This window comes from Paenibacillus sp. CAU 1782 (assembly GCF_054551715.1).
On the sequence record NZ_JBTOLL010000022.1, the window covers coordinates 35,282 to 52,792 of the forward strand.

The following is a 17,511-nucleotide window of genomic DNA, read 5'->3' on the forward strand; positions in this document are numbered from 1 at the left end:
CGCAGCCTGTTACTGGTGTTACTGGTTTTTGTTCTGCTCGACGCCCGAAGATACTTTCAGACGCAGCGCGTTCAGGCGGATAAAGCCCGTTGCGTCGCCTTGATCATACGCCTTAGAAGGATCGGCTTCCATCGTTGCGATATCGGGATTGTACAGGCTGACCGGGCTTTTTACGCCGGCGCCAATCACGTTGCCTTTGTACAGTTTCAGGCGAACAACGCCTGTGACGTTTTTCTGGGACTCCGCTACGAGCGCTTGAAGAGCCAGGCGCTCCGGCGCAAACCAGAAGCCGTTATAAACAAGCTCGCTGTATTTGGCGATCAGGGAATCACGCAGATGCATAACCTCGCGGTCCATCGTCAGGGATTCCATTTTGCGATGCGCGGTGAACAGGATCGTGCCGCCCGGCGTTTCGTACACGCCGCGGCTCTTCATGCCGACAAAACGGTTTTCAACCATATCCACGCGTCCGATACCGTGTTTGCCGCCAAGCTCATTCAACTGCTCCATAATTTCAAGCGGGGACAACTCTTTGCCGTTGATGGCGGTACAGTTTCCTTTTTCAAACGCAAGCTCAACGTATTCCGCCTGATTCGGAGCCCGCTCCGGCGATACGCTCAGCACGTACATATCTTCGTTTTCCTCGGAGCTAGGATCGAACCAAGGATCCTCCAGCATGCCGCTTTCAAAGCTGATATGCAGCAGGTTGCGGTCAGTGGAATAAGGTTTGGCGGCGGATGCCGTTACCGGAATGCCGTGTTTTTCGGCATAAGCGATCATTTCGGCGCGACCCGGGAATTGCTCGCGGAACGCTTCCAGACGCCATGGGGCGATTACGCCGATTTCGGGAGCCAGAGCAGCAGCCGTCAGCTCGAAGCGGACTTGGTCGTTGCCTTTGCCCGTCGCGCCGTGCGCGATCGCAGTTGCGCCTTCAGCGCGTGCAATATCGACCATGCGTTTAGCAATCAGAGGACGGGCAATGGAGGTGCCCAGCAAATATTGACCTTCATACAGCGTACCCGCTTGAAACATCGGGTAAATAAAATCTTTGGCGAATTCATCGCGCAAGTCGTCGATGTACACTTTGGAAGCGCCGGTCGCCAATGCTTTGGCTTCCAGTCCGTCCAACTCGTCCTTTTGTCCGATATCCGCTGTAAAAGCGATGATTTCGGCATCATAAGTTTCCTTCAGCCACTTCAGAATAACGGAAGTGTCCAGGCCGCCGGAATAGGCCAGCACGATTTTTTCTTTTGCCATAATTGTTTTCCGCTCCTTTAACGTTGAGATGATATGGATTACGACATGATTGCGGCCATAATGGCTTTTTGCGCATGCAGCCGGTTTTCGGCTTGGTCGAATATAATGGATTGTTTGCCGTCGATGACGCTTTCGCTCACTTCTTCGCCGCGATGCGCTGGCAGACAATGCATGAACAGGAAGTCCTGCTTGGCATGCTTCACCAGCTCGTCATTGACTTGATATGCGGCAAAAGCAAGCTCCCGCTCCTTCTGCTCCGCTTCTTGACCCATGCTCGCCCAAACGTCGGTGTATACAACGTCTGCGCCTTCGATGGCTTCCCGAGGATCGCGGCATACATGAATGACCGCGCCTGTCTCGGCGGCAACCGCATTGGTCTGACGGACGATATCTTCGTCCGGCTCGTAGCCTTCAGGCGTCGCCACGGACATATGAACGCCCAGCTTGGCCGCCCCCATCATCAGGGAATGCACCATATTGTTGCCGTCGCCGATGTAGGCCATTTTCAGCCCTTCCAGCTTGCCCTTATGCTCATAGATCGTCTGGAAATCCGTCAGCGCCTGACAAGGATGCGACAGGTCGGTCAAGCCGTTAATAACAGGAATCGTAGCTCCCCGAGCCAGCTCCACCACTTTGCGATGGGCAAAGGTGCGGATCATGATGCCGTCCAGATAACGGGACAGCGTCTGAGCCGTATCCCAAATCGTTTCGCCACGGCCGATCTGCAAATCGTTGCCGCTCAGGAACAGCCCTTGGCCCCCCAATTGGTAGATGCCCACCTCAAAAGACACGCGCGTACGGGTAGACGATTTTTCAAAAATCATACCCAACGTTTTGCCCTTCAAAATGTGGTGAGTTTCACCGGCTTTCACTTTGGCCTTCAGCTCGATGGCCAGATCGATCAGGTAACGCAGCTCCTGCTGCGTAAAGTCCACCAGCATGAGGAAGTCGCGGCCTTTCAGGCTTTGCGCGATTTCTTCTTTTGTTATAACCACGGATTAACCGCCTCCTTTATGTGCATCATTTACATTTACAATTCCATTTGCATCTATGCCTGAACAGCTTTCAGCAGCTCCGCCAGAATGGCGACTGCCTCTTCGATTTCGTCATGGGTAACAAGCAGATTGGGGAGAAGCCGGACCACGTTTGGACCGGCCGACAAAACCAGCAGCCCCTTAGCCTGCGCTTCGGCCAGTACGGACGACACCGGACCTGCGCATTGAATGCCAACCAGAAGGCCAAGTCCACGAACGTCCTGCACGAATGGGACGCCGCTTAACTCTTCGCGCAGACGGCGCATCAGATATTCGCCCGCTTCCGCCGCCTTGGCCGGAACCCCTTCCTCCACCATTGTCTCCAGCGTTGCTTTGACAACGACCGTTGCGATTGGCGTACCGCCGAAGGTGGAACCGTGGCTGCCCGCCGTAAAGCCCTCGCGCAGCCTTTCCTTCGCCACCATCGCGCCTACCGGGAAGCCGCTTCCCAATCCTTTTGCCAGCGTGAAAATATCCGGTTCAATGCCAAAATGCTCATATGCAAACAATTTGCCTGTACGGCCCATTCCCGTCTGGATTTCATCCACGATCAGCAAGATGCCTTCGCGTTGGCACAATGCCTGCACGGCATGGATGTATTCCCGGTCAACGGGATGAATGCCGCCTTCCGCCTGCACAAGCTCCAGCATAATAGCCGCCGTTTGCTCTGTAACGGCTTCTTCCAGCAGCTTCAGGTCGTTCAAAGGGATTGTTTTGAAGCCGGCCGGAAGCGGCGCAAACCCTTCCTTCACCTTGCTCTGGCCGGTTGCCGTCAAGGTCGCAAGCGTTCTTCCATGGAAGGATTGCTCGAAGGTAATAATTTCAAAACGCCCGTTGTTCTGAACCAGCTGCTGATAACGGCGCGCCAGCTTGATCGCCGCTTCGTTGGCTTCCGCGCCGGAGTTGCAGAAAAATACCGCATCGCCGCAGCTGTTGTCCGTCAGCAGCTTGCCCGCTTCTTCCTGATTCGGAATGCGGAACAGATTGGACACATGCCACAGCTCGTCAAGCTGTTTTACCAGCGCTTCCTTGACGCGCGCAGGGGCATGACCCAGATTAGTTACGGCTATGCCGCTAATGAAATCAAGATACTCCTTGCCTTGATCGTCCCATACCCGGCTTCCCTCGCCCTTTACAAGTGCCAGCGGAAAACGGGCATAAGTCGGCAGCAAACTTTGGCTCATTTTACGATACCTTCCCTTCCCTGGTTTTGACGATCGCCGTGCCGACGCCGCCTTCCGTTACCGCGCGCGTCAAAACGCCGCTCTCCGTGCCGCTGACAATAATAACCTCGCTCACAGCGCCCTGAATGCATTGCACCGCAGCCCGCACCTTCGGAATCATGCCGCCGTAGATCTCGCCGCTTTGAATCATTTCGTCGATTTCCTCCACCGTTACGGATGGCAGCACCTTTTTCTCGCCGTCGACGGTTTTCATAATGCCGGGTACATCCGTAACGACGATCATCCGCTCTACGCCAAGCTGCGACGCAACAGCGCCCGCGGCCGTATCCGCGTTGATATTGTAGCGTTGTCCCGCACCGTCGATGCCGATAGGCGCAATGACGGGTATGTAGCCCATATTCATAATGCCTTCAATAATGGAGGCATTCACTTCCGTTACATCGCCGACAAAGCCGATTTCATGGCTGTTGGCAACCGGACGAGCCTGGATCAGACCTCCGTCCACTCCGGATAGCCCAAGCGCCTGCGCGCCGTTTAGTCCTATTTTGCGAACAATCTCTTTATTGATGCGTCCGGCCAGCACCATTTCGACAACATCCAATACGTCGTTGCTCGTCTTGCGGAGCCCGTTCACAAATTCGGACGGAATACCCAGCGTGGTGAGCGTTTCCGATATCGCCGGGCCGCCGCCGTGGACGATGACGGGTTTAACCCCGGCCTCTTGCAGCTCCTTCAATTCCTGAAAAAAAGGATCCGGCAGCGCCGCAAGCGTGCTGCCTCCGCATTTCATTACAAACCGTTTATCCATCTGCTCCACTATCCCTCCGTCCCTTTATGTCCGGTAAGCCGCGTTGATGCGCACATAATCATAGGTCAAGTCGCAGCCCCATGCTTTGGCAGATCCGTCCGCCATATGCAAATCGACGTGAATAACAACTGTATCTCCCTTTAGATACTCCAACGCCGCATCCTCGTCAAAGGAAATCGGGCGCGAGCCTTGGAGAGTCACGATATCTCCCAGCGCGATGTCAACCGTATCAGGGTTAACCGGCTGCCCCGCTCTCCCTACGGCAGCGATAATGCGTCCCCAGTTGGCGTCCGCTCCAAATACCGCCGATTTCACCAGAGACGAACCGATGACCGTTTTGGCAATGGCTTGCGCCGCTTGGTCGCTAACCGCGCCTCTGACTTGAACCTCAACCAGCTTTGTAGCACCTTCGCCGTCGCGGGCGATGGCTTTGGCAAGCACCTCGCATACATATCGCAAAGCCGCGGCAAAAGCTCCGCTGCCTTCATGCTCCGGCGTCAGAGCAGCATTGCCGGCAAGACCGCTTGCCATGGCTACCAGCATGTCGTTTGTGCTTGTATCTCCGTCCACCGTTATCATATTAAAGCTCAGATCTGTCGCTTCCCGCAGCAGCTGTTGCAGGTATGCGCTGTCGATCGCTGCATCCGTCGTAACAAACCCCAGCATGGTCGCCATGTTGGGATGAATCATGCCGGAGCCTTTGGCCGCGCCTGCCACATGCACGATTTGGCCGTTCAGCTCAAGCTGGACGCATACCATTTTCTGCACCAGATCCGTGGTCAAAATCGCTTGGCAAAACGACTCGGCGCCGTCCAAATCGCCAGCCAGCTTCTCCGGCAGCGAGTCGATGCCGTTCCGTACTTTATCCATCTTCAGGTTTTCACCAATGACGCCAGTTGATGCAACAGCCACCTGCGAAGCCTCAACGCCGATTGCCTCTGCAAAACGGGAGCGCATCTCGTAGGCATCAGTCTCGCCTTGTTCGCCCGTGCAGGCGTTGGCGTTGCCGCTGTTCACCAATACAGCGCGCAGCAGGCCGTCCGAAGCAATGCTTTCGCGGGTAACCTTGAGCGGAGCCGCTTGGAAAATATTCGTCGTATAGACGCCAGCCGCCGCAGCCGGAACCTCGCAAAGAATAGCGCCCAGATCATGGCGAGTCGTTTTTTTCAGTCCGCAATGAAGTCCTCCAGCCGAAAAACCTTTGGGTGATGTAATGGAGCCGTCTTCGATGACCCGGAATGGTTGTAGTCCCATATTGTCTCATGTCTCCTTCTAATGTGCTTTAAGGATAAACAGGAACAAATTGCAAACCAAGCGTCTCGTCCCAGCCCATCATCAAATTTAGGTTTTGGATAGCCTGGCCGGCAGCGCCTTTGACCAGATTGTCGATTACGGACACGATTGTTACGCGGCCCGTGCGCGCGTCAACGGCAAAGCCGATATCGCAATAATTGGAGCCCCAGACTTCTTTTGTTGCGGGCAACTGACCTTCCGGACGCACGCGCACAAAGGGCTTATCGCGGTAGAATTCGCGGTATAACTGTATAAAATCAGCATTGCTTACGCTGGCATCGCTTGTAATTGAAGCGTACATCGTCGACATAATGCCCCGTGTCATCGGCACCAGGTGGGTAGAAAAGGTGGAAACCACCGTTTTTCCCGCGGCGTCGGACAATACCATTTCGATTTCCGGAATATGTTGATGCTGATTCAGCTTATAGGCTTTGAAATTTTCGTTCAGCTCGGAATAATGCGTGCCAAGCGAAGCTCCTCTGCCAGCTCCCGATACGCCGGATTTGGCATCGATAATGATCGTGGCGGGATCGATCAAACCCGCTTTGACCGCCGGGACAAGCCCTAGCAGCGTAGCTGTCGGATAACAGCCCGGGTTCGAAATGAAATCCGCGCCCTTTACGTTTTCGCCGTAAATTTCCGCCAGTCCAAATACGGCTTTCTTCAGGAAGGCTTCATCTGCCGCAGGCTTTCTGTACCATTGCTCGTATACCGCCGGCTGCTTCAGACGGAAGTCGCCCGACAAGTCAATGATTTTGAGCCCTGCTTCCAGAAGCTCAGGAGCAAGCTTTGAGGCAACGCCCGCTGGCGTAGCCAGAAAAACAACATCCGCTTTGGCTTTAATACTGGCCGGCTCTACATCATCCAGCAATTCCTCGGTAATGCCAATCAGATGGGGGTACCCTTCAGTAATCGGCGTCCCGGCGCTGGAGGACGAAATGACCGACGTTACTTCCGCAAGGGGATGGCTCGCTAACAAACGAATCAATTCCACGCCGCCGTACCCCGTCGAGCCCACTATCGCCACTTTTACTTTTTCGCTCATATAAAGCCTCTCCCCGCACCTTATTTTCCACTCATTATCTATAAGGAGTTGACCCGGTTTTGATCCAAGGTTCCTCTATTTGACGATGTTTCTAGCTTAACGCATTGCATTATTATACATCCATATTCATATTAATACAATTCAATTTTCAAGCTTAAACCCTTGCCCAAGCACCTCTGCCGTATTGCTAATAATGACAAAAGCTTCAGGGTCGATGCTGCGGACAAGCTGCTTTAATCGGGGTACTTCATTTTGTCCCACAACGACCATTAGAACGGTTCTTCCTTCGCCGGTATAGCCGCCGTGCCCGTCCAGCCGGGTCAAGCCGCGATCCAGATCATACAGGATGGCATCGGCCACCTGCACGGAGCGCTCGCAGATGATAAAGGCTACCTTCGACAGCTGCAGGCCGTTCTGCACAAAATCGATCGTTTTGCTGGTCACGAACAAACCAATCAACGCGTACAGCGAAACCTCCGGCGAAAATACAAACCCCGCCGCGATAATAACGCAGCCGTCAAAGCACACTAACGCGATACTATAGGGAAGGCCCGTATATCTGTGCAGAATTTGCGCGGCCAAATCCAGCCCTCCGGTAGAGCCACCGCTGCGAAAAACAAGACCCAAGCCCAGCCCTACGCCAATGCCGCCATAAATCGCCGCCAGCAGCGGAATATTAGTGGGGCTCGGGATATGGGCGCTCACCAGAACGAACAGCGGCATAACGACCGTGCCGATTGCCGTTTTTGCGCCGAATTTCCGCCCCAGCAGCAGCACTCCCGCCGCAAATAGCGGAATGTTGATCGCCCATTGCGTATAAGCCGGAAGAAACCCCGTCAAGCTTTGCACCAAAATCGAAATACCGGATACTCCGCCGGAAGCGATGCCGTTAGGCACCAGAAACATATTAAAGCTGATTGCTACTATTAAAGAGCCCAGCAGAAGCTGTACGATATTCCATACGCTCTGCACCTTCGGGTTTTTCGGCCTGGCGTCGGCTCTCCTTTTGCTTTTGGCCGTTCTCACGTACTCCATCTCCCTACACGAAAGAAGAGCCCCGCACCAAAACATGCCGGAACTCTTCATTGCTATTTATGATGCGGCTTCATGCAGCGCGCTTTATTCTTCGGCTTGCTTGATCTGGCTCCGCAGATATCCATCAATAAACATATCCAGATCGCCATCCATTACTGCGCCTACATTGCCGGTTTCCACCGAGGTACGATGGTCCTTCACCATACTGTAGGGATGGAACACATAAGAGCGGATCTGACTGCCCCAGGCGATATCGGATTGAACGCCCCGGATTTCCGCCAGCTGCTTCATCTGCTCTTCGATTTTTCGTTCATACAGCTTCGACTTCAGCATTTTCATCGCGCGATCGCGGTTGGCGATCTGCGAACGCTCCTGTTGGCAGGCCACGACAATGCCGGTGGGAATATGCGTAATCCGGATAGCCGACTCCGTCTTGTTGACGTGCTGGCCGCCAGCGCCGCTTGCCCGGTACGTATCCACCTTCAAATCCTCGGAGCGAACTTCGATTTCGATGTTGTCATCGATTTCGGGCATGACGTCACAGGAAGCAAAAGACGTATGCCTGCGCCCCGCGGAATCAAACGGAGAAATGCGGACCAGACGATGCACGCCTTTTTCCGCTTTCAGGTAGCCGTAGGCATTGTAGCCCTTGATCAACATGGCAACGCTTTTGATGCCCGCCTCGTCGCCATCCTGATAGTCGAGCAGTTCGACCTTAAAGCCCCTTTTTTCCGCCCAGCGGGTATACATCCGGTACAGCATCAAGCCCCAGTCCTGAGACTCCGTGCCGCCAGCGCCTGGATGCAGCTCAAGGATGGCATTCAGCCTGTCGTAGGGTTGATTCAGCAGCAGCTGAAGCTCGAAATCGGCTACTTTGGTCAACAGCGCTTTTACGCCCTCCGTAAGCTCTTCCTCCATGGACTCGTCTTCCTCTTCCTGAGTCAGCTCCAGCAGCATTTCCAGTTCTTCATGGTCATTATTCAGACGGCTGTATTGCTCCACAACCGATTTGATCGCGTTAAGCTCGGCAATGATGCCTTGCGCCCGCTCGTTGTCATCCCAGAAGTCGGGATAAGACATTTTTTCCTCATAGTTGGCGATCAATTCCTGCTTCAGGTCTAAGTCAAAGAGACCCCCTGAGTTCTTGGAGACGCTTCGCCATTTCACGCAAATCCTGTTTTACCGATATGTCCAGCATGGCTTGCTTCACCTCAAATTTAAAATTACTTGCCGTGGCACTGCTTGTATTTCTTGCCGCTTCCGCACGGACACGGATCGTTGCGCCCAACGCGCTCCTCGCGCTTCGCGGGACGTTTTTCCTGCGTTTCACCGCCGCCGCTAGTGGAAGTGGTTTGCCCCTTCACAACTTCTTGACGCTCCAGGTTGCTTTCCACGCGGGCTTTCATAATATATTTGGCTACTTCCTCTTGAATGGATTCAATCATTTCCTTAAACATCTCGAAGCCTTCAAATTGGTATTCGCGCAGAGGGTCGGTACCGCCGTAAGCGCGAAGATGGATACCTTGACGAAGCTGATCCATCGCATCAATATGATCCATCCATTTGCTGTCCACCGCACGAAGGACGACAACCTTTTCGAATTCACGCATGGTTTCTTGACCAAGCTGCTCTTCACGCTCGTCGTAAAACGCGATAACCTTTTCCAGGATGTATTCCGAAATTTCTTCTTTTTCCTTGCCCCACAGCTCATCTTTGGTAATGGATTCGTCATCAAGAAGGTTTCCATGAACGTAATCCACGATGGCCTGGATATCCCATTCTTCCGGAATATCAGCTTCACAGTGAGCTTCCACGATCCGCTCCACCACCGGCTTGATCATATCCATCACTTCGCCCCGGATATCCGCGGACTCCAAAATATCCCGGCGCTGCTTATAGATAACCTCGCGCTGCTGGTTCATGACATCATCATACTGCAGGACGATCTTCCGCGTGTCAAAGTTGCTTCCCTCTACGCGTTTTTGCGCGGATTCAACGGCACGGCTGATCATCTTGCTTTCGATCGGCTGATCTTCCTCCAGACCAAGCCGGTCCATCATGGCCATAATATTTTCGGAGCCAAAACGGCGCATCAATTCATCCTCAAGCGACAAATAGAACTGGGAGGAGCCTGGGTCGCCTTGACGTCCCGCGCGTCCGCGCAGCTGATTGTCGATCCTGCGGCTCTCATGCCGTTCCGTACCAATAATATGCAGACCGCCCAGATCCGGCACATTGTCTCCAAGCAGGATGTCCGTACCACGGCCGGCCATATTCGTAGCGATCGTTACGGCTCCGTATTGTCCTGCGCGTGAAATGATTTCTGCTTCCTCCGCGTGGAACTTCGCATTCAGAACCTTGTGCTGGACGCCGCGCTTCTTCAGCATTTCGGACAGCTTCTCAGAGTTTTCGATCGAAATCGTGCCTACCAGCACCGGCTGCTTGTTGGCATGGCGGTTTACGATCTCTTCTACAACCGCGCGGAACTTTCCGTTTTCGCTCTTGTAGACGACATCCGGCATATCCTTGCGGACCATGGACCGGTTTGTCGGAATCTGGATAACATCCAGGCCATAGATTTTGCGGAACTCTTCTTCCTCCGTCTTGGCCGTACCCGTCATGCCCGCCAGCTTGCGGTACATCCGGAAATAGTTCTGGAACGTAATTGTAGCCAGAGTCATGCTTTCATTCTGAACCTTCAGCTGCTCTTTTGCTTCGATGGCCTGATGCAGACCGTCGCTGTAGCGGCGTCCGGACATCAAACGTCCAGTAAACTCGTCAACGATTACGACTTCTTCTTCCTGCACGACATAATCGACATCGCGCTTCATAATGCAGTTTGCTTTGAGCGCCTGTTGAATATGATGATTGATCAATACATTGGCGTGGTCGAACAGGTTTTCGATCGCAAAGGAACGCTCCGCCTTTTCAACGCCAGATTCCGTCAATGTCACGTTGCGAAGCTTGATATCGATTGTAAAATCTTCTTCTTCCTTTAACTTGGCCACAAAACGGTCAGCCGCATGATACAGCTCCGTCGACTTTGCGGCTTGTCCGGAAATAATGAGAGGCGTACGGGCTTCGTCGACCAGAATGGAGTCCACTTCGTCAATGATGGCATAATACAGAGGACGCTGAACCATTTGCTCCTTGTACAGAACCATATTATCGCGCAGGTAGTCAAACCCGAACTCGTTGTTCGTGCCGTAGGTAATATCGCAAGCGTAGGCTTCCTGTTTCTCCGCATGGGACAAGCCGTGCAGGTTACAGCCTACGGTCATTCCCAGGAAGTTGTACAGCTGGCCCATAATTTCGCTGTCGCGCTGCGCGAGGTAGCCGTTGACGGTAATGACATGAACGCCTTTACCCAGAAGCGCGTTCAAATAAACCGGAAGCGTCGCTACCAGCGTTTTGCCCTCACCGGTTTTCATCTCGGAGATTTTGCCTTCGTGCAGCACCATGCCGCCCAGCAGCTGCACGTCAAAGTGGCGCATGCCCAGCGTCCGCTTAGACGCCTCCCGTACAGTCGCAAATGCTTCCGGCAGGATCGAAAGAATATCCTCGCCTTTCTCCAGCCGACCTTTAAACTCTTCTGTCTTACCCTTTAATTGTTCATCCGACAGGGCGGTAAATTTAGGCTCCATGCCATTAATTTCATCTACCGTGCGCATGAGCCGTTTAACTTCCCGCTCGTTTGCGTCACCGAATATCTTTTTCACCAGTCCGAGCATGGTTTTCCCCTTTCGGTAGTAGGTCTATTTGTTTAAGATTGTAACAGTTTGCAGTCACTGCCGCAACGTTGTCCGTCACAGTCCGGCACATGTTGTGCCTCTCGCGACCAGACCGTCCGGCCTGTCGGAACAGACTAATCGGCAAGGACGCTCAAGACATTAGAAGAGACAACTCTCTCAGGACGGTCGAGACATCAAAACAGACCAATCGGCAAGGATGGTCAAGACATTAGAACAGACATATAGCTCAGAATGGCCAAGATGGTCAAGACAACAGGAAAACCCCGCTCCTGGGAGGGAGGCGGGGCGTTGTATACAATGTATGTGGGTCAGGTTTGTTCAATTAAGCCGTATTTGCCGTCGCCGCGTTTGTAAACGACGTTCACTTCTTTATTATCAACGTTGGAAAACACGAAAAACTCGTGTCCAAGCAAATTCATCTGAAGAATCGCCTCCTCAACATCCATAGGCTTGAGCGTAAAACGTTTCGTGCGGACAAGCTCAAGTTGATCCTCCTCTTCCTCAAGCACGCCTACTGCAGAGCCTTCTTCACGGAACAAGGCTTTCACTCCGCTGCCTTGTCTGAATTTACGATTCACTTTGGTTTTATGCTTGCGAATTTGCCGTTCCAGCTTATCCACAACAACATCTATAGAAGCATACATGTCCTCGCTTTTTTCCTCGGCCCTGAGCAGGACCCCTACCAGCGGGATTGTGACCTCCACCGTATGTTGGTTTTTCGTAACGGATAGGGTTACGTTGATTTCGGAGGTGATTGGTTCTTCAAAAAACTTCTCCAATCGGCTGAGCTTTTTCTCGACGTAATCTCTCAAAGCTTCTGTAACCTGAATGCGTTGGCCTCGAATGTTGTAGATCATGTGCATTCCTCCTTTACATGTCCTTATTATAACATATGCCAACGCCCATATCAAAAGATGTGTTTGATATTTTAGAATTTTCAGAATTTAATTGTCGAAAATGAAAACTGCACCCGCTTCAGCAGAAATAGACAGCATCGCGAACGCTGCTTTTCTATGGTTGATCAAAACTCTAGCCGGTATTCATTAACAAACCGGTACTCATTAACAGAAAAAAGCTCCGGTTGCCCGGAGCTCCATAATTGTGTTTGGCACGTTATCGAACCATCTATTCCTCAACTAAAGGTAGCTGAATGATTACAGTTTGATTACGTTTGCAGCTTGTGGACCGCGTGCGCCTTCTACGATGTCGAATTCAACCGATTGGCCTTCTTCGAGTGTCTTGAAGCCTTCGGATTGGATTGCGGAGAAATGAACAAATACGTCGCCGCCTTGCTCAGTCTCGATGAATCCATAACCTTTTTCTGCGTTGAACCATTTAACTTTACCTTGCATGTGCAAACATTCCCTTCATCTTCAAGTACTGTGAGGCGTTTTTGGTATGGCCCACAAATCGAATATAACACCGAAAACATGGAATTGTCAAACAATTTCTTGAAAACGGATTCATAAGCGATAAATCTCTAGTGGACATGAATATGTAAGAATTCCGTTCTGCTCATTTAAATATCAAATTCGGATTGTCTTGCATTGCATCCATTCACAGAACTCGTTTCATCTTTTAACTAATTTCAATTGTTAATGAACAGCGCCACGGTGAGTTTATAGAAATCACTTCCTTTATATAGCTATTTTTGACCCACAATATCTCTAATGTATGGATGTTAACGTATAAGATTTGAATCCGGGATTAGTGCATGCGAGCACTATCTATGAGAAAACTTAAGAATACCTTAGTACTATCCGTATTAGTTTATCTTTTATGTTAAGATTTTCAGACAAGTACTTTTGATTATTCAGGATTTTGGAACCCTTTTACATTGATTCGCTATAAGAGAAGAATAGTTCATAAAGTACAGTGCTGGACAGTCTGACAGTTAATATTTAAAGCTCATAACTTATGATGCTCCTTAACAAAGTCTTCAATACTATAAAACAAATCTAAATTCGCCTTTATTTTCTCATCATCCCAATCCCACCATTTTATGTCAAGCAAGGCTTCGATTATATGTGGCTCGAATCTATAACGGATTATTTTAGCTGGTACTCCTCCAACAATAGCATAGGGGGGGACTTCCTTAGTAACAACAGCTCCTGCTCCAATGATTGCTCCGTTTCGGATGGTTACCCCTGGCAAAATAATAGCATTTGTTCCAATCCACACATCATTTTCAATTACAATAGGAGGATTATATTTATTAATTAAGTTGGTATCTATCTCATCAACAAACCCCCAAGAAGGGTGATAAATAAAAGTTGATGTTGTAACTAAATCGAGCGGATGATTTCCTATAGTTCCTATAGCTGCAGTATGATTAATAGAACAAAAGCTTCCAACACTCTTTAAAAATCTATTAATAGCAACCGTATTACTATCTATACCATAAGTGTATCTTCCACATTTACTTTTTAGAGGTTCACTGACATCAAACTGTGTATCGTACTTATATGGAAAAAAAATATTCAACGTATCTACAGATGTATGATTCATTATCTCCATCAATATTTCGTCATAATATATACTCGCAATTATAACTCCTTTAACCTCCTCAAAGTTTACACTATGTACATTTTTTATCTCTTTCCCGCAAAAGTATCCACCACTCTCACTACTATCAATGAAATAAGAGATCTTGGAATAAAAATAGCCTAATTGGGCTACCAATTCTGCAGATCTGCCACCCGTACCGTAAATTACAATTTCATCATTACAATGCGTTAATTCTTTAATAATTCTATTAAACTCATCCTGATTCATTAAATCCACTCCAGATATGTTATTTGCTCAACCATCGCAGTTCATATTTTTTAATCGTCATATAGGTAAAAATACTTAATAGAAATTCATCTTCATTTCATTTTTAAGTGTGAATTCGACTACAAAAATCAAATCTTTTAAAACATATTTTTCTACTAGAAAACTACTACTAATTTTACAGGAGGTTAGGTGATCCTTTCCTTGAAACGATCCGATTAATTAAGGCTTATCAGTCCCTGGATGTAGCCAAAGCGACGAACGCCATCTTTCCTACCCATCGCATTTTTCAGTACTTCATCATCATTTGGTTATTCAACTGCGGAGTGCAAGTGCCAGTTCGTTGTGGGCCGTCCAAAAACGAAGTAGCTTCTTGTTAGCAATGTATGATCAGATAGTCGTTGCCGGATTCGACTACTCCGTCTAGAAGGTGTGCGGCAACCAGCAGAGAGCGGAGGTTTGGTTCAACAGTCAAAATCGCGGACGCAAGAGCCACCATTAAGAATCCCTAATGAAGAAACTAAACGGACAAACAGATATTGCAACGCTCATTGACTACCTTATTGTTCCAAGTAGCAATTTCACACTGTCACTTCATTTATATAGACTTTTAACCGATATAAGCACCATGGAATAGTAGTCGTGTTAATGTTAAAAATGCTCTAGAAGGTAGAGTGACATATTAATAGTACATTCATCAGGGGTGGAGTTTGATGAGGAAGTATCAACAAAAACAAATACATCATTTATTAATAACATTACAAGAGGCAACTGATGAAATTAAACGTCAATTTTTAAATAAAAACTATCAAACTGTAATTACCCTCTTGGGTGACTGCCAGGATGCGGCAATATATATAGGTGAGTTTATAGAAAACTTGGAAGGTGAAGACACACGAACAGTTACATTATTAACCGAATATCATGAGAGTCTTTACCATATTGCTATGGAAATTCAAACTATAGACGCAAGCTTTATTAAGCGACTAAAAAACCAACTCAGATTGATTGATAGCAATGTTAGGAATGAATTTAAGCAAAATAAAATTGAGGTAGCGTTCTTCCCTTATAAAGCTTCAATGTGGGATGCTCTTGAATCGATTTGGCTTGCTGCAAAGGAGGACCCGCAATGCGATGCTTACGTAGTTCCGATACCTTATTTTGATAGATTACCTAATGGTAAGGTAGGACAGATGCACTATGAAGGGCACCAATACCCTGATTATGTTCCAATCGTAGACTGGCAAACCTATAAGGTGGAGGAACGCCGCCCAGATGTAAGCTTCATTCATAATGGCTATGACGATTACAATAGAATCACAACCGTCCACCAAAATTATTACAGCGAAAACCTTAAAGAGCACACGGAACTTCTGTGCTACTCCCCATACTTTGTTACATCAAATACAATTGAGAAACATTCGTGCACTCTGCAAGGCGTTGTCTATTCTGATAGAGTATACGTGCAATCTGATAAGTTGCGCGACGAATACATCCAAGCCATTCAAGAGTTTGAAATGGAAAATCATTGCGTAGGACGTTTTGGGAAAGTGAAGGAAAAGATAGTGTCATCAGGATCACCAAAGTTCGATAAAGTGATCAACTCAAATCCAGATGATTTCAGGATTCCTGATGAATGGAATAAACTTATTGAGAAAGCTGATGGTTCACGAAAAAAAATAGTATTTTATAATACATCAATAGGTCCTATTCTTAGTGGAAATGAAAAGTATATAGCCAAATTGCGGTCTGTATTTTCTACCTTCCGTAACCTTGATGATGTGGTTCTTTGGTGGCGTCCTCATCCTTTGAGTGAAGCTGCTTACAGTACCATGCGATCGTTTCTCTTTGATGAATATGTCCAGCTCATTAAGGAATACAAGACAGAGGGATATGGTATTTATGATGATACAGCAGATTTGCATAGGGCTTTAAGTTTAAGCTCCGCTTTTTATGGGGATGGCACATCTGTAATGCAGATGTATCAATGTATGGATAAACCTGTAATGATTCAAAATATTGAACAAACCGATCTCCTCTCAATAGGAAGCTTGTGTGAATCAGAGGATTATTTGTGGTTTTTAACGTATCAAATAAATGGCTTTTTTCGATTAAACAAGAACACATGGGATGTTAAGTACATAGGAAGCTTTGTTGATGAAAAACAGTTTGATTGGATGGTTTACCATGCTATCCATCAAAGCGGCAATAAACTTTATTTCTCTCCGTATTCTGCTGGAGCCATAGCAATATATGATGTAACAGATTCATCTTTTCAATATGTTGATTTACCATTGCCAAAGGGAATGAAATATAACGACCAAAGTAAATTTTCAAAAATAATCGAATGTGATGGCTTTCTCTATTTTATTCCGTTTTATTACCCTGGCATTGTTAAATTAAATATGACTGATAACAGTACTGAAATTATAAACAACTGGGTAAAGCCCATCCAAAAAATTTGTGACCCTAAACTAGGATATTTTTGCAATGGTGTTTATAATGAAGCCACAAGTTCGCTTGTTTTGGCATTTATCAATGCAAATGCGGTTTTGGAATTTGATTTAAAAAACAACACTACCAGATTAAATACCATTAGCAATGACACACTCGGATATATGGATATAGCACAAGTTAATGGAGAATACTGGTTATTATCTGCAAACAAGGCGGCTTTAATCAGCTTTAATATTGAAACTAGTTCGATGATAGAGTATCAAATAAATCTTGATGCAATACCCGCAGATGGTTATGTGCAATTTCAAAAATTGGTTCATAGGGATGGTTTTCTATACTTAGTACCTGCTGGAACTAATTGTATGGTTAAATTCAACTTAGCAAACCAATCATTTTCTTATGTAAATGATTTTTGTCCAGGTAACTTGCAAGGGGACACTTCATTTGAAAGCATTCAAAATGGTTTTTACTACATGTCTTCAAATGCGAGCAATAAAATTTATGTCACAGAAAAACAGAGCAATAAGTTTACTGAATATGACCTATTTAATGGTTCCCTGCGTCAAGAGAGTATTGTGCTTAAGGACAACCTAGAGAGTTTCAAGGAATTCCTTTTCCAAAACCAAGGTAATGGATTTAGTGATGCTAATAGTTGTGCATTAATGGAACACCCTTACGGTGCATCGCTGGAAGACCTTCTTGATATGATTACGAAGCCCGCTCCAGATCCATGGCTTGAAAACCTATTGGACAAGCAGGTCAAATTACGTCTTGCAGAGATCTCCCATCCAGATGGAAAAGCGGGGGTTGAAATCTATGAGAATGCTAAAAAGGCGGTATTAAAATCATGAAGTATGACTAATTTATTGCTTGG

The 17,511-nt window shown here is 48.2% G+C and carries 13 protein-coding genes; 1 reads left to right on the forward strand and 12 read right to left on the reverse strand.

Translation table 11 applies throughout. The features are described 5' to 3' along the window. Positions 1-18: 18 nt before the first annotated feature. The 12 genes from ACX93W_RS24795 to ACX93W_RS24850 all read right to left on the reverse strand — a co-directional run bounded on the left by ACX93W_RS24795 (position 19) and on the right by ACX93W_RS24850 (position 14,183). Positions 19-1,257 carry an argininosuccinate synthase gene (locus ACX93W_RS24795; RefSeq protein ID WP_459395055.1) on the reverse strand — a complete coding sequence of 413 codons (1,239 nt, stop codon included), beginning with the start codon at positions 1,255-1,257 and terminating at the stop codon, positions 19-21. Between the two features lie 38 nt (positions 1,258-1,295). Beyond that, on the reverse strand, positions 1,296-2,198 hold the full coding sequence (gene argF / locus ACX93W_RS24800) for an ornithine carbamoyltransferase (RefSeq protein ID WP_459395100.1): 903 nt from the start codon (positions 2,196-2,198) through the stop codon (positions 1,296-1,298). A 107-nt stretch (positions 2,199-2,305) separates the two neighbouring features. Then, complete coding sequence (locus ACX93W_RS24805; protein WP_459395056.1) at positions 2,306-3,475, reverse strand: acetylornithine transaminase; 1,170 nt, start codon at positions 3,473-3,475, stop codon at positions 2,306-2,308. 1 nt (position 3,476) lies between these two features. Beyond that, complete coding sequence (gene argB / locus ACX93W_RS24810; protein ID WP_459395057.1) at positions 3,477-4,283, reverse strand: acetylglutamate kinase; 807 nt, start codon at positions 4,281-4,283, stop codon at positions 3,477-3,479. Positions 4,284-4,307: 24 nt separating this feature from the next. Beyond that, entirely contained in the window at positions 4,308-5,537 is a 1,230-nt protein-coding gene (gene argJ / locus ACX93W_RS24815; RefSeq protein ID WP_459395058.1) for a bifunctional ornithine acetyltransferase/N-acetylglutamate synthase, read from the reverse strand. Positions 5,538-5,565: 28 nt separating this feature from the next. Next, the gene (argC, locus tag ACX93W_RS24820) at positions 5,566-6,621 is read right to left on the reverse strand and encodes an N-acetyl-gamma-glutamyl-phosphate reductase (protein WP_459395059.1); all 1,056 of its coding nucleotides are present in this window, start codon (positions 6,619-6,621) and stop codon (positions 5,566-5,568) included. A gap of 141 nt (positions 6,622-6,762) precedes the next feature. Continuing rightward, positions 6,763-7,647: a YitT family protein gene (locus ACX93W_RS24825; RefSeq protein ID WP_459395060.1), complete on the reverse strand. Its 885-nt coding sequence runs from the start codon at positions 7,645-7,647 to the stop codon at positions 6,763-6,765. Positions 7,648-7,740: 93 nt separating this feature from the next. Next, a protein-coding gene (gene prfB, locus ACX93W_RS24830) for a peptide chain release factor 2 (protein WP_459395061.1) occupies positions 7,741-8,854 on the reverse strand; the annotation gives its coding sequence in 2 pieces (ribosomal slippage) (positions 7,741-8,781 and positions 8,783-8,854; 1,113 coding nt in all). Between the two features lie 25 nt (positions 8,855-8,879). After that, entirely contained in the window at positions 8,880-11,387 is a 2,508-nt protein-coding gene (secA, locus tag ACX93W_RS24835; RefSeq protein WP_459395062.1) for a preprotein translocase subunit SecA, read from the reverse strand. Between the two features lie 329 nt (positions 11,388-11,716). Then, positions 11,717-12,265, reverse strand: a complete 549-nt coding sequence (gene hpf / locus ACX93W_RS24840; protein ID WP_459395063.1) for a ribosome hibernation-promoting factor, HPF/YfiA family — start codon at positions 12,263-12,265, stop codon at positions 11,717-11,719. A gap of 297 nt (positions 12,266-12,562) precedes the next feature. Continuing rightward, positions 12,563-12,760 carry a cold-shock protein gene (locus ACX93W_RS24845; RefSeq protein ID WP_042170033.1) on the reverse strand — a complete coding sequence of 66 codons (198 nt, stop codon included), beginning with the start codon at positions 12,758-12,760 and terminating at the stop codon, positions 12,563-12,565. Between the two features lie 556 nt (positions 12,761-13,316). Next, the gene (locus ACX93W_RS24850) at positions 13,317-14,183 is read right to left on the reverse strand and encodes a CatB-related O-acetyltransferase (RefSeq protein ID WP_459395064.1); all 867 of its coding nucleotides are present in this window, start codon (positions 14,181-14,183) and stop codon (positions 13,317-13,319) included. Positions 14,184-14,893: 710 nt separating this feature from the next. On the opposite strand from ACX93W_RS24850, the gene ACX93W_RS24855 reads away from it, so the two are divergent. Then, positions 14,894-17,488, forward strand: a complete 2,595-nt coding sequence (locus tag ACX93W_RS24855; protein ID WP_459395065.1) for a hypothetical protein — start codon at positions 14,894-14,896, stop codon at positions 17,486-17,488. The last annotated feature ends 23 nt before the right edge of the window (positions 17,489-17,511 follow it).

What these genes read in the sequence shown, in the direction of transcription:
- ACX93W_RS24795 (WP_459395055.1), bottom strand. Translation starts at nt 1,257, where the DNA reads ATGGCAAAAGAAAAAATCGTGCTGGCCTATTCCGGCGGCCTGGACACT.
- argF (WP_459395100.1), bottom strand. Translation starts at nt 2,198, where the DNA reads ATGCTGGTGGACTTTACGCAGCAGGAGCTGCGTTACCTGATCGATCTG.
- ACX93W_RS24805 (WP_459395056.1), bottom strand. Translation starts at nt 3,475, where the DNA reads ATGAGCCAAAGTTTGCTGCCGACTTATGCCCGTTTTCCGCTGGCACTT.
- argB (WP_459395057.1), bottom strand. Translation starts at nt 4,283, where the DNA reads ATGGATAAACGGTTTGTAATGAAATGCGGAGGCAGCACGCTTGCGGCG.
- argJ (WP_459395058.1), bottom strand. Translation starts at nt 5,537, where the DNA reads ATGGGACTACAACCATTCCGGGTCATCGAAGACGGCTCCATTACATCA.
- argC (WP_459395059.1), bottom strand. Translation starts at nt 6,621, where the DNA reads ATGAGCGAAAAAGTAAAAGTGGCGATAGTGGGCTCGACGGGGTACGGC.
- secA (WP_459395062.1), bottom strand. Translation starts at nt 11,387, where the DNA reads ATGCTCGGACTGGTGAAAAAGATATTCGGTGACGCAAACGAGCGGGAA.
- hpf (WP_459395063.1), bottom strand. Translation starts at nt 12,265, where the DNA reads ATGATCTACAACATTCGAGGCCAACGCATTCAGGTTACAGAAGCTTTG.
- ACX93W_RS24845 (WP_042170033.1), bottom strand. Translation starts at nt 12,760, where the DNA reads ATGCAAGGTAAAGTTAAATGGTTCAACGCAGAAAAAGGTTATGGATTC.
- ACX93W_RS24850 (WP_459395064.1), bottom strand. Translation starts at nt 14,183, where the DNA reads ATGAATCAGGATGAGTTTAATAGAATTATTAAAGAATTAACGCATTGT.
- ACX93W_RS24855 (WP_459395065.1), top strand. Translation starts at nt 14,894, where the DNA reads ATGAGGAAGTATCAACAAAAACAAATACATCATTTATTAATAACATTA.